The sequence below is a fragment of the Bradyrhizobium sp. 4 genome, from assembly GCF_023100905.1.
Classification (GTDB): domain Bacteria; phylum Pseudomonadota; class Alphaproteobacteria; order Rhizobiales; family Xanthobacteraceae; genus Bradyrhizobium.
Map to the genome: position 1 here is coordinate 1 of NZ_CP064686.1, position 18,678 is coordinate 18,678.

Annotated in this window: 16 protein-coding genes; 6 read left to right on the plus strand and 10 right to left on the minus strand. The window is 64.5% G+C overall.

Translation table 11 applies throughout. The annotated features are described in order from the left end of the window. Both IVB45_RS00005 and IVB45_RS00010 read left to right on the plus strand, forming a co-directional pair. Positions 1 to 855, plus strand: a complete 855-nt coding sequence (locus IVB45_RS00005; RefSeq protein ID WP_007598621.1) for a ParA family protein — start codon at positions 1 to 3, stop codon at positions 853 to 855. A gap of 141 nt (positions 856 to 996) precedes the next feature. Continuing rightward, on the plus strand, positions 997 to 1,881 hold the full coding sequence (locus IVB45_RS00010; RefSeq protein ID WP_247357357.1) for a ParB/RepB/Spo0J family partition protein: 885 nt from the start codon (positions 997 to 999) through the stop codon (positions 1,879 to 1,881). A 154-nt stretch (positions 1,882 to 2,035) separates the two neighbouring features. Here IVB45_RS00010 and holA read toward each other — a convergent pair whose 3' ends face one another. Genes holA through leuS form a run of 3 tightly spaced genes read right to left on the minus strand, consistent with a single transcriptional unit; the run spans position 2,036 to position 6,274 of the window. Continuing rightward, positions 2,036 to 3,064: a DNA polymerase III subunit delta gene (gene holA, locus IVB45_RS00015; protein ID WP_247357356.1), complete on the minus strand. Its 1,029-nt coding sequence runs from the start codon at positions 3,062 to 3,064 to the stop codon at positions 2,036 to 2,038. Between the two features lie 47 nt (positions 3,065 to 3,111). Next, the gene (lptE, locus tag IVB45_RS00020; protein ID WP_027566256.1) at positions 3,112 to 3,663 is read right to left on the minus strand and encodes an LPS assembly lipoprotein LptE; all 552 of its coding nucleotides are present in this window, start codon (positions 3,661 to 3,663) and stop codon (positions 3,112 to 3,114) included. Beyond that, on the minus strand, positions 3,650 to 6,274 hold the full coding sequence (gene leuS / locus IVB45_RS00025) for a leucine--tRNA ligase (RefSeq protein WP_247357355.1): 2,625 nt from the start codon (positions 6,272 to 6,274) through the stop codon (positions 3,650 to 3,652). Before leuS ends, lptE begins: the two co-directional genes overlap by 14 nt. A 192-nt stretch (positions 6,275 to 6,466) precedes the next feature. On the opposite strand from leuS, the gene IVB45_RS00030 reads away from it, so the two are divergent. Continuing rightward, positions 6,467 to 7,513 (plus strand): GGDEF domain-containing protein, encoded by a 1,047-nt coding sequence (locus tag IVB45_RS00030; RefSeq protein WP_247357354.1) that lies wholly within the window; start codon positions 6,467 to 6,469, stop codon positions 7,511 to 7,513. A gap of 3 nt (positions 7,514 to 7,516) precedes the next feature. Here the strand turns inward: IVB45_RS00030 and IVB45_RS00035 are convergent, their stop codons facing one another. Beyond that, positions 7,517 to 9,214, minus strand: a complete 1,698-nt coding sequence (locus IVB45_RS00035; RefSeq protein ID WP_027566259.1) for a diguanylate cyclase — start codon at positions 9,212 to 9,214, stop codon at positions 7,517 to 7,519. A 108-nt stretch (positions 9,215 to 9,322) separates the two neighbouring features. On the opposite strand from IVB45_RS00035, the gene IVB45_RS00040 reads away from it, so the two are divergent. Beyond that, positions 9,323 to 10,012 carry a YggS family pyridoxal phosphate-dependent enzyme gene (locus IVB45_RS00040; protein WP_247357353.1) on the plus strand — a complete coding sequence of 230 codons (690 nt, stop codon included), beginning with the start codon at positions 9,323 to 9,325 and terminating at the stop codon, positions 10,010 to 10,012. A gap of 137 nt (positions 10,013 to 10,149) precedes the next feature. Here the strand turns inward: IVB45_RS00040 and IVB45_RS00045 are convergent, their stop codons facing one another. Then, positions 10,150 to 10,923, minus strand: coding sequence for a fumarylacetoacetate hydrolase family protein (locus IVB45_RS00045; RefSeq protein ID WP_247357352.1), 774 nt, complete (start codon positions 10,921 to 10,923; stop codon positions 10,150 to 10,152). Positions 10,924 to 10,929: 6 nt separating this feature from the next. Beyond that, complete coding sequence (locus IVB45_RS00050; protein WP_247357351.1) at positions 10,930 to 11,466, minus strand: L,D-transpeptidase family protein; 537 nt, start codon at positions 11,464 to 11,466, stop codon at positions 10,930 to 10,932. Between the two features lie 235 nt (positions 11,467 to 11,701). On the opposite strand from IVB45_RS00050, the gene IVB45_RS00055 reads away from it, so the two are divergent. Then, positions 11,702 to 12,388 (plus strand): response regulator transcription factor, encoded by a 687-nt coding sequence (locus tag IVB45_RS00055; protein ID WP_007598630.1) that lies wholly within the window; start codon positions 11,702 to 11,704, stop codon positions 12,386 to 12,388. 58 nt (positions 12,389 to 12,446) lie between these two features. Continuing rightward, the gene (locus IVB45_RS00060) at positions 12,447 to 12,890 is read left to right on the plus strand and encodes a cyclic nucleotide-binding domain-containing protein (protein WP_007598631.1); all 444 of its coding nucleotides are present in this window, start codon (positions 12,447 to 12,449) and stop codon (positions 12,888 to 12,890) included. A gap of 121 nt (positions 12,891 to 13,011) precedes the next feature. On the opposite strand, the gene xth is transcribed toward IVB45_RS00060, so the two are convergent. The 4 genes from xth to IVB45_RS00080 all read right to left on the minus strand — a co-directional run bounded on the left by xth (position 13,012) and on the right by IVB45_RS00080 (position 18,621). After that, complete coding sequence (xth, locus tag IVB45_RS00065) at positions 13,012 to 13,827, minus strand: exodeoxyribonuclease III (protein ID WP_247357350.1); 816 nt, start codon at positions 13,825 to 13,827, stop codon at positions 13,012 to 13,014. A gap of 184 nt (positions 13,828 to 14,011) precedes the next feature. Continuing rightward, positions 14,012 to 14,767, minus strand: a complete 756-nt coding sequence (locus tag IVB45_RS00070) for an outer membrane lipoprotein carrier protein LolA (RefSeq protein ID WP_027566264.1) — start codon at positions 14,765 to 14,767, stop codon at positions 14,012 to 14,014. A gap of 152 nt (positions 14,768 to 14,919) precedes the next feature. Then, positions 14,920 to 17,397: a DNA translocase FtsK gene (locus IVB45_RS00075; RefSeq protein WP_247285022.1), complete on the minus strand. Its 2,478-nt coding sequence runs from the start codon at positions 17,395 to 17,397 to the stop codon at positions 14,920 to 14,922. A gap of 9 nt (positions 17,398 to 17,406) precedes the next feature. Then, a complete protein-coding gene (locus IVB45_RS00080) occupies positions 17,407 to 18,621 on the minus strand; it encodes an aminotransferase class I/II-fold pyridoxal phosphate-dependent enzyme (protein WP_247357349.1) in 1,215 nt (404 codons plus the stop codon). Positions 18,622 to 18,678 lie beyond the last annotated feature (57 nt).

Below are 18,678 nucleotides of genomic sequence, written 5' to 3' on the forward strand. Positions count from 1 at the left end.
ATGAGCGTGATTGACGAACCGCAGCAAGAACAGACCGCCGCCGTCCCGCAGGGCCATCCGCGCATCCTGGCGCTGGCGAATCAGAAGGGCGGGGTGGGAAAAACAACCACGGCGATCAATCTCGGAACGGCGCTCGCTGCGATCGGCGAACGTGTCCTGATCGTCGATCTCGATCCGCAGGGCAACGCCTCGACCGGCCTCGGCATTGATCGCCGCAACCGCTCCTGCTCGACCTATGACGTTCTTGTCGGCGAGGCGAGCCTGCGGGAAGCGGTGGTGTCGACGGCAGTGCCGCGGCTGCATATCGCGCCCTCGACCATGGATCTCTCCGGCCTCGAGCTCGAGCTCGGCACCACGCCCGGTCGTGCGTACAAGCTGCGTGACGCGATCAGCGCGCTCAACAACAACGTCTCGCCCGACGCCGATTACACCTACGTGTTGATCGACTGTCCGCCCTCGCTCAATCTGATCACCGTGAACGCGATGGCGGCTTCCGACGCGATCCTGGTGCCGCTGCAGTGCGAGTTCTTCGCGCTCGAAGGTCTGTCGCAATTGCTCCAGACGGTGGAGCAGGTGCGCTCGACGCTCAATCCGAACCTGTCGATCCACGGCATCGTGCTGACCATGTTCGACTCGCGCAACAATCTCTCGAACCAGGTCGTGGCCGACGTCCGGCAGTTCATGGGCGAGAAGGTCTACAAGACCATGATCCCGCGCAACGTGCGCATCTCGGAGGCGCCGTCCTACGGCAAGCCGGTGCTGGTCTACGATCTCAAATGCGTCGGCAGCGAAGCTTACTTGCGGCTCGCCACCGAAGTGATCCAGCGCGAGCGCGAGCTGCGGACGACGCATTAGAGGTGCTGTAGGGTGGGCAAAGGCGTCTTCGCTGTGCTCACCATCTTCCGCACATGACTAACTGGTGGGCACGCTTCGCTTTGCCCACCCTACGACAATTCAGTTCTGGAGTGCTGCACCGTGAATCCAAGGGAGCTGGCGATGGCCGACGAAGCGCGTTCGCGACTGGGCCGGGGTCTTGCGAGTCTGATCGGTGACGTCGGCGGCGAGGCTCAGCATGTCGATCGCCCGCGCGCGCAACGCAAGGTGCCGATCGAGTTCATCAAGCCCAATCCGCGCAACCCGCGCCGCACCTTTTCGGAAGGCGAGCTCAGGGAGCTCAGCGATTCGATCAAGCAGCACGGCGTGATCCAGCCGATCGTGGTCCGCCCGGTGAAGGGGGCGCAGGACCGCTTCGAGATCATCGCCGGCGAGCGGCGCTGGCGCGCGTCGCAAATGGCCGGCCTGCACGAAGTGCCGATCGTTCCCGTCGACATCAGCGACAGCGATGCGCTGGAGTTCGCGATCGTCGAGAACGTGCAGCGCGAAGACCTCAACCCGATGGAAGAGGCGCTCGGCTATCACGCGCTCGCCAATGAGTTCAAACGCAGCCAGGACGACATTGCCAAAGTCGTCGGCAAGAGCCGCAGCCACATCGCCAACATGATGCGGCTGACGAAGCTTCCAGCCGAGGTGCAGGGCTTGATCACGAGCGGCGAGCTGACCGCAGGTCATGCCCGCGCGCTGATCGGCGTGCCTGATCCGCTCGCGGCTGCCAAGCGCATCGTCGACGAAGGCCTCAACGTCCGCCAGACCGAGGCGCTGGCGCATGAAGAGGGTGTGCCGGAGCGCAAGCCGCAGAAGGCGCGCACGGGGGCGAAGGAAAAGGACCCCGACACGGTCGACCTCGAGAAGCGCGTCAGCGACGCGCTCGGGCTCAAGGTCACGGTGAGCCACCGCGACCCCGGTGGCTCCGTGCAGATCAACTACCGCAACCTCGATCAGCTCGACGAGGTGATGCGGCGGCTGGCGAAGGGCGCGCTGTAGCCGCTTGGTGTCGTCCTGGCGAAAGCCAGGACCTCATGCCGATCCACACGTCATTGCGAGCGCAGCGAAGCAATCCAGTATCTTTCCGCGGAGAGATTCTGGATTGCTTCGTCGCAAGGGCTCCTCGCAATGACGAGCGGACAGAGCGGGAAGCTCAGCCCCGCCGCTTCGCGTTTGCGGCGATCGCCATCAGCGTGCGCTGGGCGATGGCGGCGGCGAGGGTGGATTGCTTGCGGGTGTCGAGCGCGGCGGTCGCGAGCTGCTCGATGATGACGGCGAGCCGCGCCACGCTGAAATTACGCAGTGCGGTTTCGACCGCGGGCTTTCGCGAAAAATGCAGGCGCGGATAACCGCTGTCGAGCACGGCGGAAGCGGGGGTGCCGTCGGCGATCGCGAGCGCCGATTTGTGCAGCCACGCCGCCTGGCGCTGCGCCGCGGAGATGATCACGCCGGGGTAGGTGCCGGCGATCATGGCTTTGGCAAACTCGTTCTCGACGATCTCGGGCCGCCCGGCGAAGGCGCCATCGACGATCGGATCGAGTTTCAACTCCGACGCATCGGCGACCACGGCCATCACGTCATCCAGCGTGATCTCGCCGTTGCCGTGGGCATAGAGCGTGAGCTTGCGCAGCTCGTTGCGCGAGGCCTGCCGGTCGCCGCCGAGGAACGACATCAGCGCCGCGCGGGCGTCCTGCGCGATGCGCAAATTGGCGATGCGGAGCTCGTCTTCCATCAGCTTGGCGAGGTCGCGCTCGGTATCGGGATAGCAAGCGATCGCGACGGCCGTCTTGGCGCGTTCGCAGGCCTTGCGCAGCGGCGATTCCGGGCGCAGCTCACCGGCCTCGATCACGATGCGGCAATCCCTGACGCCCATCTCCGCCAGCGTGTCGATAGCACTGGCAAAGCTGCGCGAGCCGGCGCGCACGCGGATGGCGCGGCGGCCGCCGAACAGCGGCACCGTCATGGCCTCGTCGACGAGGCGCGACGGCTCGGCGGAGAGCTCGTCGCCATCGACCTTGACCAGCGAGAACGGATCGTTGGGATCGTCGACAGCCGAGGCGATCAGCGCATCCGCGCGTTCGCGGACCAGTCCGGCGTCAGGACCGTAGAGCAGGATGATCGGACGGCCCGCATCGGGGCGGGCGAGATAGGCGTCGATCTCTTTTCCGCGCAGCGCGACCATGGTGCCTGGGATTCGTCAGTCCGGGCGAACCGGGATGACGGGGTGAATTAAGTGCCCGCGGTGAAGAACGAGGCGAGTCGAGTCGTGATGTTCTCGGCGATCTCGTTGGCGGCACGATCCTCGGCATCACGTACCGCGCGGTTGCGGCTGAAACGCTGATAGGAGCCGGGCATGTCGTAGGTCACGCGGGAGAAGGTGGTGCCGGTCATCACCGATTTGCCGCTGACGACCTCGATCAGATTGTACTGGGCGTCGAGGCCGTAGTTTTCACTGCTCGGCAGGCCGGTGTTGGGGTCGACGATCAACGACGACTTGCCGCTCGTGAAGCGGATCTCCAGGCGGTGGGTCGGCGGCATGCCGGTGGCGGTGCCATAGAGCCTGAAGGCCAGCGCGTTGCGAACCTCGACGCCGACGCGGGCTTCGCGCGAGGCATTGGACTTGGCGATCGGGGGCAGATCGACCCCCATCAGCTTCTCGCGCAGGCCGGGCGTGCCGTCGGTGTGCTCGGCATACATCGGGTGGAAGCAGCCGGCCGTCATGGCCGCCAGTGCGGCGACCGCCAGCAAGCGGGCTGCGATGCGGATCCTAGCCGACAACATTCACGATCCTCTTGGGGACGATAATCACCTTGCGGACGGGCTTGCCGTCCAGGGCCAGTTTTACCGCATCGAGGGCCAAAACGGCAGCCTCGATTTCCGGATTCTCGGCCGCTGTTGCAACTGTGACCTCGCCCCGCTTCTTGCCGTTGACCTGAACCACCAGGGTCACACTGTCTTCAACCAGCAAATCGCGTTCGATTTGGGGCCAATCGGCCTCGGAAACCAGCCCGCTGTGGCCGAGAACCTGCCAACACTCCTCGGCCAGATGCGGCATCATCGGGGAGAACAGCTGGACCAGGATCTGGCCGGCCTCCCGGATCGTCCAGGCCAAATCTGGGGCCGGCTGGCCGGGACGCTGCAAGAACTCCGCAAACGCATTGGTGAATTCGCGGATATGGGCGAGGCAGACGTTGAAGTGCAGCCGCTCGATTCCGGTGGTGACCTTGTCCAGCGCGCCATGGGCGGCTTTGCGCAAGGCGATGGCGTCCGGGCCGAAGCTGGCCGGCCGGGCCGCCGGCGCACTCTTGCCGGGTTCCACAGAATCGTTCACCAGCCGCCACAGCCGCTGCACGAAGCGCGAGGCGCCCTGGACGCGCTCATCGCTCCAGATCACGTCCCGCTCGGGCGGGGAATCCGACAGCATGAACCAGCGCGCGACGTCGGCGCCGTAGGTCTCGATGATGTCGTCGGGGTCGACCGTGTTCTTCTTCGACTTCGACATCTTCTCGATCGGGCCGATCTGGATGTCTTCGCCTGACGTCAGCAGCGTCGCGCGGCGGCCATTGGCGCCGGTCTCGACCTTCACCTCGACCGGCTGGACGAAAGTGCCGTCGGCCTTCTGGTAGGTCTCGTGCACCACCATGCCCTGCGTGAACATGCCAGCGAACGGCTCGTCCAGTGCGATGTGCCCGGTCGCCTTCATCGCGCGCGTGAAGAAGCGGCTGTAGAGCAGATGCAGGATCGCGTGCTCGACGCCGCCGATATACTGGTCGACCGGCAGCATCCGGTTGGCGACCTCTGGCGTCGTCGGCGCGTTCTCGTTCCAGGGATCGGTGAAGCGCGCAAAGTACCAGGACGAATCCACGAAAGTGTCCATGGTGTCGGTTTCACGCTGCGCCTTGCCGCCGCATTGCGGACAGGTCACGTGCTTCCAGGTCGGGTGATGATCGAGCGCGTTGCCTGGCTTGTCGAAGCTCACATCCTCCGGCAGCACCACGGGGAGGTCGGCATCCGGCACCGGCACCACGTCGCACTTCGGACAGTGGATGACGGGGATCGGACAGCCCCAATAACGCTGGCGTGAAATGCCCCAGTCGCGCAGGCGGAAATTGACCTGACGCTCGCCGACCGGCGCGTTGCCGCGCAGCTCGGTCTCGAGACGCTTCGCCACCTCGTCCTTGGCCTGATCGATGGTCATGCCATCGAGGAAGCGCGAATTGATCATGCGGCCGTCACCGTCATAGGCGGTATCGGTAATGACAAAGCTCTTGGGATCCTGGCCTTCGGGGCACACCACCGGCGTGTTGCCGAGAGCGTACTTGTTGACGAAATCGAGGTCGCGTTGGTCGTGGGCGGGGCAGCCGAAAATGGCGCCGGTGCCGTATTCCATCAGCACGAAGTTGGCGACGTAGACCGGCAGCTTCCAGGAGGGATCAAAGGGGTGGACCGCGCGGATGCCGGTGTCAAAGCCCTGCTTCTCGGCCGTGTCGATGATCTCCTGCGCCGTGCCCATCCGCTTGATCTCGCCGATGAACGCGGCGAGCGCAGGGTTTTTGGCGGCGGCCGCTTGCGCCAGCGGATGATCGGCCGAGATCGCCATGAATTTCGCGCCGAACAGCGTGTCGGGGCGCGTCGTGAAAATCTTCAGCTCGCTCTCGCCGGACGGCGTCGTCGCCGCGTCGAGCGCGAAGCGGATCAACAGCCCCTCGGACCGGCCGATCCAGTTGCGCTGCATCAGCCGCACCTTGTCGGGCCAGCGATCCAGCGTATCCAGCGCCGACAGCAGCTCCTGCGAGTACTTCGTGATCTTGAAGACCCACTGGTTCATTTCCCGTTGCTCGACAACGGCACCCGAACGCCAGCCTTTGCCGTCGATCACCTGCTCGTTGGCGAGCACGGTCATGTCGACGGGGTCCCAGTTCACCTTGCGCTTTTCGCGCTCGGCGAGGCCTTCGCGCAGGAAGTCCAGAAACAGCTTCTGCTGGTGCTTGTAGTAGCTGGGATCGCAGGTCGCGATCTCGCGGCTCCAGTCCAGCGACAGCCCGATCGAGCGGAGCTGCTTCTTCATCGCGGCGATGTTGTCGTAGGTCCAGGCCTTCGGCGCCACCTTGCGCTCGATCGCGGCGTTCTCGGCCGGCAGGCCGAAAGCGTCCCAGCCCATCGGGTGCAGCACGTTGAAACCCTTGGCGCGCATGAAGCGGGCCAGTACGTCGCCAAGCGTGTAATTGCGGACATGGCCGATATGGATGCGCCCCGACGGGTAGGGGAACATCTCCAGCACATAGTATTTCGGCCGCGGATCGTCGTTCCTGGAGACGAAGATCGCCTGTTGGTCCCAGGCGGCTTGCCAGCGCGGTTCGGCGTCGCGGGCGTTGTAGCGTTCGGATGTCATGGAATCGTTGGGTTTTCGTGGATTTGGCCGTCTAAAGACGGCGGACTAGGCCATAGAAGTCCTCAAGGGGTCAATGGGTTGCCGCAATTTGGGAAGCTTCGGCGCTGCACCGCATAACTACTGAGGCTGCGTTGGGGCGTGATTAAGGGGTCGATGCGAGTTTGCGGCCAACCAGAATTCCCAAGACTTGTGATGGACGCCAGCTTCGACGATCCCGATTACGACTATGCCGCGTCCGTTGCCGAACGGGCGATGCGGAGCATGGCCGAACAGCGGATCCCTGCCACGCCGGCCAATTTCGCTGTCTGGTTCCAGTATTTCGCGGGAAGCCATGACGATCTGCGCAACGCGATCGATCTCCTGATCGATCACAATCGACCCTTCGACGTCAGGACCAATCAGGATCTGTTCGAGACCTACGTCGCGCCCCAGGTGAGTGCTATCGTCGTCGACACGTCCGAGCGGCTCCACACCCTTATGGGCGCGGCGAAGGATTTTCTTGCAACTGCGATTGCCGACAATCACTCCCAGATGCAGGCGATCAACGAGGTCGCGGACCAGGGCAAGGCCGGTGTCGATCCCAAAACGCTGGTCGCCCAGCTCATGAACGAGCTGGGACGCGCCGCCACCCGCGCGACGCGGCTCGAGGCAGGCTTTGCGGAAAAGACCCGCGAGCTCGACGTGATCCGCGCCTCTCTTTCCAAATCCGAGGAGCGTGCCAGGACCGATACGCTCACAGGCCTCGCCAACCGCCGGGCGCTCGATGAATTCCTGCGCAAGGCGCAGGCGACTGCGGACTGGGGCGAGCCGCTCAGCATGCTGATGCTCGACATCGACCACTTCAAGACCTTCAACGACAGTTTCGGCCACGGCGTCGGCGACCAGGTGCTGCGCCTGATGGCCAAGGTGCTGCGCGAAAAGGTCCGCGAGCAGGACCTGTCGGCCCGCTATGGCGGCGAGGAGCTGATCGCGGTGTTGCCGGATGCCGATCTCGCCGCCTGCGCCGAGATCGCCGAGCGCATCAGGCACGCGATCGCGGAATGCAGGATCACGCGCCGGTCGACCGGCGAGGTTCTGCCCCATATCAGCGTATCGATCGGTGTTGCGCAGTACCGGCCCGGCGAAGCGATCACCGATTTCATCGAGCGCTGCGATCGCGCGCTCTATCTCGCCAAGAACAGCGGCCGCAATCGCGTGGTCACCGAGAGCGAACTCGATCGCACCGGGGCTCCGGGTTAGCCCTCAACCCGCCATCATCATTTCCGCCGCGCCGTTGTCGATCACCGTGATGCCATGCTCGACGACGTTGTTGCGGCCGCGGTGCTTGGCGGCGTAGAGCGCGGCATCGGCGGCTTCGATCAAATCGCCTGGACGCAAGCTCTCGTTGGGCTTGGTCGCGGCAACGCCGATCGAGACGGTGACGATCATGTGGTCGGAGGTGATGTGCGGCAGGCACAGCTTCAGCACGGCCGCGCGCGCCTGTTCGCCGATTTCGACGGCGCGCGCGACGTCGGTGTTCGGCAGCAACAAGCAGAATTCCTCGCCGCCGTAGCGGGCCGCGAAGCCCATCGTGTCGGCGGCGATGCCGGACAGCGACTCGCCGAGCCTGGTCAGGCAGGAATCGCCTTCGAGATGGCCATAGGTGTCGTTGAACAGCTTGAAGTGGTCGACGTCGATCATCAGAAGTGCGAGGTCGCTGCCATATTGCTGCGCGCGCATCCATTCGAAATCGAGGCGGCTCTGGAAGCCGCGGCGGTTGGCGAGCCCCGACAACATGTCGATCGAGGCCATCACCGTGAGCCGGTCATTGCTCGCCATCAGCTCGCGTTCGCGCTGGCTGAGCTGCGCGGCCATCGCGTTGAACGCGCGGGCCAGCGGCACGAATTCGGACGGCAGGCGATTGCGCGCGGCACGCGCCGACAGATCGCCCTCGCCCAGACGCTTGGCCATGTCGGCGAGCATCCTGATCGGCTTGATCACCAGTTTCTCGGCTGCGATCAGCGCCCCGAGCAGCACGAACAGCACGACGAAGGCGAGCTGAAGATAGGCGGTGCGGATGTCGCGGCTCACGGCTGCGGACACCTTGTCCTCGTCGATGCTGGCGATCAGGCGGGCATTGGTCCCGGCGATGCGGATAAAGCTGACCGCGCGGCGGGAGCCGTCGGCTGCGAGGAAAGAGAGTGAGCCTTCGTCCTGGTCAGACCTCAGCGCCTTGTCGGCGATCGCGGACATCAGCGGCATGTTGTCGAGCGGACGTCCGATCGCGCTGTGCTGGTCGGCCGGTGCGGCCAGCACGGTACCCGCGCTGTCGACCAGCACGGCCGTGATGCCGGCGCGACCACCCAGATTGCTCATGACCTTCGACATCCAGTCGAGGTTGACGGTGGCGAGCACGACGGCATCCGCTACGCCGCTGAAGGCGGACACCGGGTAAACCGCCATGACGGTCGGTGTCGGCACGGGGCGCGACAGGATGAAGTCACTCAGCACGAAGCGGCCGGTTTCCTGCGCCTGCTGGAAGTACGGCCGGTCACTGAGGTCGAGGCCGACATACATGTTGTTGGTGGCGCACTGGATGCGTCCGTCCTGGCCGGCGATCAGAAGCGTACGGATCCAGGGGAGATTCGACGGCAGGCTCGCGCGCAGGACGTCGCAGCTCTTGCTGATGCCGCCGGCGGAGGCGCGGATGAAAGCTTCCGATTTCAGGATGGTCTCGACCGACGAGATCACCTCGCGCTGCGCATCGGCGCTGTGTCTTGCAACGGTGGTGAATTCGGTCGTGGCCTGCGCGATCTGCCGCGTGCGCGTGTCTTCGAGCGAGCGGATGCGCTCGAACATCAAAGGCGTCACCAGAATTACCGCGAGCAACGCAAGCCGCGCCCGGATTCCGAGAACCTGCTTGAGTTTCGCTCGTTTGCGGTTGAAACTGACGTTTGCCATCTTCGCTGCCCACCCCGCGGCTAAGGTAAAGCAAAGGGTTCAAAAACTCTTTCTTGAACTCGGTAAAATTAGAACTAGCTCTGCAACAATCAGCTCTGATGCGACATCATGACCGAAGCCAACGCCGCACCGCTAACCGGCCATTCACCAAACGCGCTCGCCGCGGTCGAAGCCGAAATCGCGCGCGCCTGCAAGGATGCGCGGCGCGAACGTGGCTCCGTGACGCTGATCGCGGTGTCGAAAACTTTCGCCGCGGATGCAATTGCCCCGGTCATCGACGCCGGACAGCGCGTATTCGGCGAGAATCGCGTGCAGGAGGCCAAAGGCAAGTGGCCGGCGTTAACTTCTGTTTACCCCGATATCGCGCTGCATCTGATCGGGCCGCTGCAATCCAACAAGGCGAAAGAGGCGGTCGCGCTGTTCGGTGCGATCCACTCGGTCGACCGCCCGAGCATTTGCCAGGCGTTAGCCAAGGAAATCGAATCCCAGAACAAGCACCCCGAATTGTTCGTCCAGATCAATATCGGTGAGGAGCCGCAGAAGGCCGGCATCGCCCCCGGCGAGGCCGATGCTTTCATCGCGAGCTGCCGCGACACCTACGGGCTAACGATCTCGGGGTTGATGTGCATCCCCCCGGTGGACGAGCCGCCGGCGGCGCATTTCGCGCTGACGGCCAAAATAGCCGCGCGCAATGGATTGAAGAAGCTCTCGATGGGCATGAGCGCGGATTATGCGACCGCGATCATGCTCGGCGCCACCCATGTGCGCGTGGGAAGTGCGATCTTCGGGCACCGGTGAGAGCATCATTGTTGGCGGGGCCCCTACGAACTCTCGAATTCGTCATTGCGAGCGCAGCGAAGCAATCCAGAATCTTTCCGCGAAGGGACTCTGGATTGCTTCGCTGCGCTCGCAATGACGGCGGTGTATGGGGCGGCTCAAGAGAAACTCACCGACACCGTCCCCAGCACGCCGAAATCCGCCACGAACTGATCACCCGGCTGGATCGGTAGCGGCGGATGGCACGTGCCCGTGGTCACCACCTCCCCTGCCCGCAAGGTGATGCCGAGGCCACGCAGCTCGTTGGCCAGCCAGACCAGGGCAATGCGGGGATCGCCGAGCACGTTCTTGCCGTGGCCGAGATAGCGCTGGCCACGCAACGTGATCTGCGGCCGCTCCTCGACGAGATCCATGGCGCGCCAGTTCGCATGCGTTGCTGCGCCCAGCACGAACAGATGCGCACAGGCGTTGTCGGCGATCAGCTGCGCCTCGCCGGCGGCGGCGAAATCGGCAAAGCGTGAATCGGGAATCTCGATCGCAGGATGCAAGCTGTCTACGGCGGCGAGCACCTCGTCGACAGTATACGGCGCCGCGCGCGGCGGCAGATCGCGTCCCATGCGGAAAGCGAACTCGGGTTCGCCGACGCGCATCGCGTTGCCCTTCATCGAGGCGGTGCCGCCATCGGCGATCACGGTGTCGCTCATGATCCGGCCGGCCAGCGGTCCCGCGACATTGATGTGCTTCTGTCCGGACTCGCTCGTCGCCGCGATCTTCCAACCGAACAAGGGCCCGCCGAGCGCTGCCTGCACGGCATAACCCTCGCCGCGGCTCTGTGGCCGCAACCGTGGCTCCAGCGCGTCAAGCTTGGTGCCGTCGCGCCAATGTTTGATCAGGACCTGCGAAGCGGCGGCGATCTGATCCCTGTCGAGCATGTGTCCTCACCCAATGATGATTTTTGTTTTTGGTCCCAGCCGCCGCAGCAATTGTCGCATCGCCGCTTTGGTCATCGAGACGCAGCCTGCGGTCGGGCCGAAATTGTCGCGAGCCAGATGCAAGAACACCGCGCTGCCCCGGCCGGCGATCCGCGGCCTCGTATTGTGGTCGATTTCGATGATGAAGTCATAGAGATGGTCGGCCCGCTTGAGCCGGTCACCACCCTGCCCCGCGCCGAGCCGGATCCCCTGATTGTAATGACGGTCTTTGGGGTCCTCGCACCAGGCGTCCTCGCCGGTGATGATCCGGGCCGGCAGGAAGGTCTGCGGGCGGCTGTGCCGGTCGCCCCGCCACCACAATCGCCTGGGACGGAAGCTGCCCCTCGGGGTGCCGCCATCGCCCTCGCGCTTGTTCGCCAGAATGCCGCCGCGTCCGAGCGCCACCGGAATCGTCAGCGCTCCCGCGGTCAGCCACCCCCGGCGCGGATTCCCGGCGGCAGCCTTAACGCGGATCGCCGAGAGCGGCCCGGCGCTCCGGTTCATGGTGTAACTAGCTGAAGCGGCTTTATTTTTCATATGAACGTGCGATGTCGAATTCATTACAGGACATTCATCAAAACGGCCTGCTATTCTGGGTTAGAGTGGTTCTGGCTTGTGAATCGGTAACAGCCCACTACTTCAAGACGAACAATAATAATAACGGCGACCCCTAAACTTCCCTCTCGGCTGGGTGCAGCATGGATGCGCGCCGCGCCGGACCCCAAAAGGATGACCCCCTATGGCCAATGCCCGCAAGATCCTGATCGTGGATGACGATACCGATCTGCGCGATACGTTGGTGGAGCAATTGTCGCTGCACGAAGAATTTGAAGCCTCCGCGGTCGATACCGGCGCCAAGGGCGCGAGCGCCGCGAAGGCCAATGCCCCCGATCTCGTCCTGATGGATGTTGGCCTGCCCGACACGGATGGCCGCGAAGTGGTCCGTTCATTGCGCAAGGGCGGGTTCAAGGCTCCGATCATCATGCTCACCGGACATGACACCGATTCCGACACGATTTTGGGGCTGGAATCCGGCGCCAACGATTATGTCGCAAAACCCTTCCGCTTCGCCGTGCTGCTGGCGCGCATCCGCGCCCAGCTCCGGCAGCACGAAGCCAGCGAGGACGCGGTGTTCTCGGTCGGCCCCTACTCTTTCCGGCCCGGCTCCAAGATGCTGACCGCCGCCAACGCGCGCAAGGTCCGGCTGACGGAGAAGGAAACCGCGATCCTCCGCTTCCTCTACCGGGCCGGCCAGATGCCGGTCTCGCGCGAGACCCTCCTCCAGGAGGTTTGGGGCTACAATTCCGGCGTCACCACCCACACGCTGGAAACCCACATCTACCGGCTTCGCCAGAAGATCGAGAAGGACGCTGCCAACCCGGAAATCCTGGTCACGGAAGCCGGTGGCTACAAGCTGGTGCCGTGATACGCTTCTGGGGCGTGCGAATCGTTTGAGATTGCATGCCCTTGAGCCCCGGACCTGAATGTCAATCGACGACGATGTAGCGCTTCTTGAGCGTGTCCCGACACTGCGCCTGTTGGGAGACGCTTCCTTGCGCATGCTGGCGATCGGCTCCGAGCAGCGTGACTTTGTCCGCGGCGACGTCTTGTTCAATCTCGGCGACGATGCCGATGCCGGCTTCGTGGTCCAGCGCGGCGCCTTCCGGGTCGACGACGGCGCCGGCGCGGAGATGATCGCGAGTCCCGGTGCGCTGATCGGCGAGCTCGCGCTGATCGTGCCGATGAAGCGGCCGTCGAGCGCGATCGCGATCGAGCACGCCTCCGTCATCCGCGTCGCGCGCAGCCTGTTTCAGCGCGTGCTCGAAAGCGACCCCGCCGCCGCCGTTCGTCTGCGCGATGAATTCGCGGTGCGCTCCAGCCAGATCGCCAGCGATATATTGATGGCCGGTGCGAAGCTGACGAGTTGACGTCGTCCTGGCGAAAGCCAGGACCCATATCCAAATGTTTCCGGCCTGGTGCGATTGCCGGCGTCCTCGCGCAACAACGAAGACTGGTGGTAATGGGCCCTGGCCTTCGCCAGGGCGACGATCATAGATCCAGCGTCACCGTAACCGGCACATGGTCCGACGGCCGCTCCCAGCTGCGCGCCTCGCGCAGAATCTTGAAATCACTGACCGCATCTTTCAGCGCGCGCGAGACCCAGATGTGGTCGAGCCTGCGGCCGCGGTCGCCGACGGTCCAATCGGCGGAGCGGTAGCTCCACCACGTGTAGACCTTCTCCGACATCGGAATGCGCTCGCGCGCGACGTCGACCCAATCGCCCGCGGCGAGCGCGGCTTGCAGCTTCTCGGTTTCGATGGGCGTGTGCGATACCACCTTCAGAAGCTGCTTGTGCGACCAGACGTCGTTCTCATGCGGGGCGACGTTGAGATCGCCGACCAGGATGTGGCGGTCCTCGCCGCGCGGATGCAGCGGCTCGCACGCCTTCATCTCGTCGAGGAAGCGGAGCTTGTGGTCGAATTTCTCGTTCAGCGCGGAATCGGGAATGTCGCCGCCGGCCGGCACGTAGAAATTATGCACCACCAGCGGTTTTGCGATCCCAGCCTTCTCGCCGAACGATACCGAGATGTGGCGTGAATCCACCTTGTCGCAGAAGGTGCGGATATCCTTCGACTCGAACGGAATCTTCGAGACGATGGCGACGCCGTGATAACCCTTCTGCCCGTTCAGCGCGACATGCTCGTAACCGAGCCGCTTGAAGCGCTTCAGCGGAAAGGCGTCGTCGATGCACTTGGTCTCCTGGAGACACAGCACGTCCGGCCGCGCGCTCTTGAGAAATTTTGCGACCAGATCGATGCGCAGCCGCACCGAATTGATGTTCCAGGTTGTCAGGGAAAAACGCATGAGGGATGCGTCTTAGCATGGATTGGGCGCACGCAAATGCGTGTCCACAGGTCTCGTAAGGTGGGCAAAGCGACTTGTCCGCCGTAGCCCGAAGAGCGAAGGCGGAAGCGTGCCCATCATAGCTGGCGTGAGGATGAGAGATGGTGGGCACGGCGCAAGTGCGCCTTTGCCCACCCTACGGCACTCAGCCCGGCGACGGGCCGTAATTGGTAAAATCGATCTTGAACATGCCGGGATCGAGCTTCTTGCTCGTGTCGAGATTGTAGACCGCGATCGTGGTGTCGTAGCCCTGCGGGTCGGTGACGGTCCACTGCTTCAACTGACCGTCCTTGGCGCCGAACATCAGCAGGAGGCGACTGGTGCCGACCAGGGCCTGCTTCTCCTCGATGGTGACGCTGACGAAGACGTCGTCGGCCGAGACGTTGACGACGTTGGTGTCCTTCATCAGGTCGATGCGGTCGGACAGCAGGAAACGCAGCGGTGTCTGCGACAGCGGATAGACGTCCTGCGTCGCGAGCTTGCGGTCGCGCACCACCAGCGACGAACCGTCGGCGACGATGTCGATCGGGCTCGGCGCGTCATATTCGAAGCGCACCTTGCCCGGCTTCTGGATGTAGAAGTCGCCTTGCGTCTTGCTGCCGTCGGGGCCGACCTGGACGAAATTCCCGACCAGCGTCGACAATGAGGACAAATAGGCGCTGACCTTGGCGGCCTGGGCCTTCTGGTTGGCATCGAAGGTCTGGAAGATGCTGCTCGGCACGTTGCGGCGCGGATCCGGAATCACCGGATTCGGCGGCGTCTGGGTCGCGCCGGTGACCGCGGGCCCTCCACCGGCCGGACCGCCATCGCGGCCCTTCGGCGCAGGCTTCGGCACGGGAACGGTCTGCGCGAACGACGCCGTGATCACCATCGCGGCGGTGACGAGAATCACGCCGGCCATGCGCGCGCTCCGCGCGGCGACAATGGCAGCGAATCGAATGTCCGGATGTCTGATCAACGCGTCGTCCTGTGTGGCTGGGCGCCCTTTTAGCGTGATTTCGGCCGAAAGCAGATAACGTTTTTGCGTGAAATGATGGTTTGAGGCGGATCGCCTCACATATGGCTGTCTTCTTCCTCGACCAGAATCTCGCGCTTGCCGGCGTGGTTGGCGGGTCCGACGATACCCTCCAGTTCCATGCGCTCCATCAGCGATGCGGCGCGGTTATAGCCGATCTGCAGGCGACGCTGGATGTAGCTGGTGGAGGCCTTGCGGTCGCGTTTGACGATCGCAACAGCCTGCGAGAACAAATCGCCGCCGCCATCCGCGCCCATGGCGGACGCGTCGAACACCGCGCCGTCCTCGTCCTCGCTGGGTTCTTCGGCTGTGACGGCTTCGAGATATTCCGGCTGTCCCTGCGTCTTGAGATGGCGCACCACCTTCTCGACTTCCTCGTCCGACGCGAAAGGTCCGTGCACGCGGCTGATGCGACCGCCGCCGGCCATGTAGAGCATGTCGCCCTGGCCGAGGAGTTGCTCGGCACCCATCTCGCCGAGAATCGTACGGCTGTCGATCTTGGACGTCACCTGGAAGGCGATGCGGGTCGGGAAGTTCGCCTTGATGGTACCGGTGATGACGTCGACCGATGGACGCTGCGTTGCGAGGATCACGTGCAGGCCGGCGGCGCGCGCCATCTGCGCGAGGCGCTGCACCGCGCCTTCGATGTCCTTGCCGGCGACCATCATCAGGTCGGCCATTTCGTCCACGATGATGACGATGTAGGGCAGCGGGTCGAGCGAGAGCTTCTCTTCCTCGTAGATCGCCTTGCCGGTTTCCTTGTCGAAGCCGGTGTGCACCGTGCGCGTCGGCTCTTCGCCCTTGGCCTTCAATTCGAGCAGGCGCGTGTTGTAACCGTCGATGTTGCGCACACCGAGCTTGGCCATGTTCTTGTAGCGCTCTTCCATCTCGCGCACGGCCCATTTCAGCGCGACCACCGCCTTCTTCGGGTCGGTCACGACGGGCGTGAGCAGATGGGGAATGCCGTCATAGACGGAGAGTTCGAGCATCTTCGGATCGACCATGATCAAGCGGCATTGGTCCGGACGCAGCCGGTAGACCAAGCTGAGAATCATGGTGTTGATGGCGACCGACTTGCCGGAGCCGGTGGTACCGGCGATCAGCATGTGCGGTGTGCGTGCGAGGTCGATGATGACGGGATCACCGCCGATGGTCTTGCCGAGGCAGAGCGGCAGTTTCGCAACCGAATCGACGGTCTCCTTGGCGACCAGCAGCTCGCGCAGATAGACCTTTTCGCGATGCGCGTTCGGCAGCTCGATGCCGATGGCATTGCGTCCGGGCACGACGGCGACGCGCGCCGACAGCGCGCTCATTGAACGTGCAATGTCGTCGGAAAGGCCGATCACGCGCGACGACTTGATACCCGGCGCCGGCTCCAGCTCGTACAGCGTGACCACGGGACCCGGATGGGCCTTCACGATCTCGCCGCGAACGCCGAAATCCTGCAGCACGCCTTCGAGCGCGCGCGAATTGGTTTCCAGCTCGGCCTTGCTGAGCGGCTGGCGATCGCCGGCCTTCGGCGCGGCCAGCACCGATACGGACGGAAGCTCGAACTTGTCGGAGGATTTCTTGGAAGCGGCCTTGGGCGCAGCCTTCTTGCGCGGCGCGCGGGCGGCGGGCTCCTCCTCCTCTTCCTCGTCTTCCTCGACCTCTTCGTGCTCGTCGTCGTAGTCCTCGTCCTGGGCCTGCGGCGAGATCGACGGCGCGGCGCGGCCGCCACCGAGCTTCGGCTCTTGGCGGCTGAATGCAACGGCCTTGGTCTTCGGCCCGCTCGAGACCAGCGAGCGGTAGGCCGCGCCGAGCAACCAGATCAGCCGCGCCTTCGTGCTCATCAATGCGTGGAACAGCCAGCCCAGCGATACCGAACCGCGATCGCTCTCATCGTCCTGGTCGAGCGGCTTGTCGTCATCCTCGATCTCCGCGAGTTCGTCGTCATGCTCGCGTGCGCCAAGGCCGCAGGCGATCAGGAAGGTCGCCGCCATCGCGGCGAACAGGATCGTGCCGAGCACCATACGATAAATCATGCCTGGCGGTCCGAAGATCACCGCAGGCGCGCGAACCAGCGCATCGCCGACAACGCCGCCGAGGCCGGTCGGCAGCGGCCAGGCGCCGCCATGTGGCCAGCAGCTGACGAAGCCCGCCGCGATCACCGTGCAGAGAACCCAGGAGCCGAGCCGCAGCGCCTCGCGGTCGAACGGACGATGGGTCAGCATGCGCCAGCCCCAGACCGCGACCGTCAGGACCAGCATGATCGCGCCGAGCCCGAGAATCTGCATCGCAAGGTCGGCGCCGATCGCGCCGGCATAGCCGAGAATGTTGCGGATCGGCCGCGACGTTGCGTGGCTGAGGCTGGGATCCTGCACCGACCAGGTCATCAGCGCCGCCGAGGCGACACCCGACAATGCGATCAGGCCGAGACCGCTGAGCTCGCGCACGCGCCGCGCCAGCCCCTCGCGGATCGAGGGCGGCAGATGGCCGACCAGGGGAATGACACGTTCGATTGTCGACATGCTCACGGGCCCCGCCTAACCCAGAGTCTCGACCAGGCGGTGCAGCGCCTGCGCCGTGGTCTCGCCATCCTGCACCAGCGCAAGGCGAATGTAGCCTGCGCCGGGATTGACGCCGTCGGGCTGGAGCCGCGCCAGATAGCTGCCGGGCACCACGCGCACGCCTGCTTCCTTGAAGAGTTTGAGGCACACGGACACGTCGTCGCCGATTTCGGACGTGTTGAGCCAGACGCAGAAGCCGGCATCGGGCCGGCGATAGCCGTAACGACCGCCGATGATCTGGTCGGCGAGATCGAACTTGATCCGGTAGAGCCTGCGGTTCTCCTCGACATGCGCCTCGTCGCCGTAAGCGACGGTCGCGACATGCTGGAGCGGCACCGGCACCTGCGGCGCCGCGATGTTGCGCAGCTCGAGGAACATGCCGATGAGTTTTTTGTCGCCGGCGGCGAAGCCGACGCGCAAGCCCGGCAGGTTGGAGCGCTTCGACAGCGACTGGAACGCAACCACGCGGGTGAAATCAGGGCCGGCGCATTCGAGCGCGCTGCCGGGAGCTTCGCGGGTGTAGATCTCCGAATAGCACTCGTCGCTGAGGATCACGAAGCCGTAGCGGTCGGCGAGCTGCTTCAGGCGCGTGAAATAACCGCGCGAGGCGACCGAGCCCTGCGGGTTGGCGGGCGAAGCCAGATAGAACGCCACCGTGCGCGCGAGCGTCGCCTCGTCGATGGCGTCGAGATCGGGCAGGAAGCCGTTCTCGGCCGTGGTCGGCAGGTAGACCGGCTCGCAAGCGGCGGCGCGGGCGCCGGCGCCATAGACCGGATAGAACGGGTTCGGCATCAGGATCGCGGGCTTGCCGGGACGCGGGCCGACATAGCGCGCGGCCGCGATCGCGGCGAGGAACAGGCCTTCGCGGCTGCCATTGAGGACGAGAATCTCGCTCTCGGGATCGAGGGTGCGCGGCAGCTTGAAGCGCGACGACAGCCAGGCGCCTGCAGCCTTGCGGAACGGGTCGGTGCCCTTGTTCGCGGGGTAACGGCCGAAATCGGCGATGTGCTTGGCCAGCACCGGGCCGACGAAATCGGGCACGGGATGCTGGGGCTCGCCGACGGCAAGCGAAATCAAAGGCTTGCCGGGCTGATGCGGCGCCAGCAGTTCGTTCAGCCGGACGAAGGGAGAGCGTTCGCTATCGGAGCTTCCGCTGTCCTGCGGCGTACGGGATGAAGCGGTCATAGCCATTCTGGACGCCAGCACTCTTGGAACAGCCGGTCGCGACCAAGGCGCCGGCGGGAAGCG

Bases quoted from the DNA above. Each gene is read 5' to 3' on its own strand.
- IVB45_RS00005 (WP_007598621.1), top strand. From the start codon at position 1: ATGAGCGTGATTGACGAACCGCAGCAAGAACAGACCGCCGCCGTCCCG.
- IVB45_RS00010 (WP_247357357.1), top strand. From the start codon at position 997: ATGGCCGACGAAGCGCGTTCGCGACTGGGCCGGGGTCTTGCGAGTCTG.
- holA (WP_247357356.1), bottom strand. From the start codon at position 3,064: ATGGTCGCGCTGCGCGGAAAAGAGATCGACGCCTATCTCGCCCGCCCC.
- lptE (WP_027566256.1), bottom strand. From the start codon at position 3,663: ATGTTGTCGGCTAGGATCCGCATCGCAGCCCGCTTGCTGGCGGTCGCC.
- leuS (WP_247357355.1), bottom strand. From the start codon at position 6,274: ATGACATCCGAACGCTACAACGCCCGCGACGCCGAACCGCGCTGGCAA.
- IVB45_RS00030 (WP_247357354.1), top strand. From the start codon at position 6,467: ATGGACGCCAGCTTCGACGATCCCGATTACGACTATGCCGCGTCCGTT.
- IVB45_RS00035 (WP_027566259.1), bottom strand. From the start codon at position 9,214: ATGGCAAACGTCAGTTTCAACCGCAAACGAGCGAAACTCAAGCAGGTT.
- IVB45_RS00040 (WP_247357353.1), top strand. From the start codon at position 9,323: ATGACCGAAGCCAACGCCGCACCGCTAACCGGCCATTCACCAAACGCG.
- IVB45_RS00045 (WP_247357352.1), bottom strand. From the start codon at position 10,923: ATGCTCGACAGGGATCAGATCGCCGCCGCTTCGCAGGTCCTGATCAAA.
- IVB45_RS00050 (WP_247357351.1), bottom strand. From the start codon at position 11,466: ATGAACCGGAGCGCCGGGCCGCTCTCGGCGATCCGCGTTAAGGCTGCC.
- IVB45_RS00055 (WP_007598630.1), top strand. From the start codon at position 11,702: ATGGCCAATGCCCGCAAGATCCTGATCGTGGATGACGATACCGATCTG.
- IVB45_RS00060 (WP_007598631.1), top strand. From the start codon at position 12,447: ATGTCAATCGACGACGATGTAGCGCTTCTTGAGCGTGTCCCGACACTG.
- xth (WP_247357350.1), bottom strand. From the start codon at position 13,827: ATGCGTTTTTCCCTGACAACCTGGAACATCAATTCGGTGCGGCTGCGC.
- IVB45_RS00070 (WP_027566264.1), bottom strand. From the start codon at position 14,767: ATGGCCGGCGTGATTCTCGTCACCGCCGCGATGGTGATCACGGCGTCG.
- IVB45_RS00080 (WP_247357349.1), bottom strand. From the start codon at position 18,621: ATGGCTATGACCGCTTCATCCCGTACGCCGCAGGACAGCGGAAGCTCC.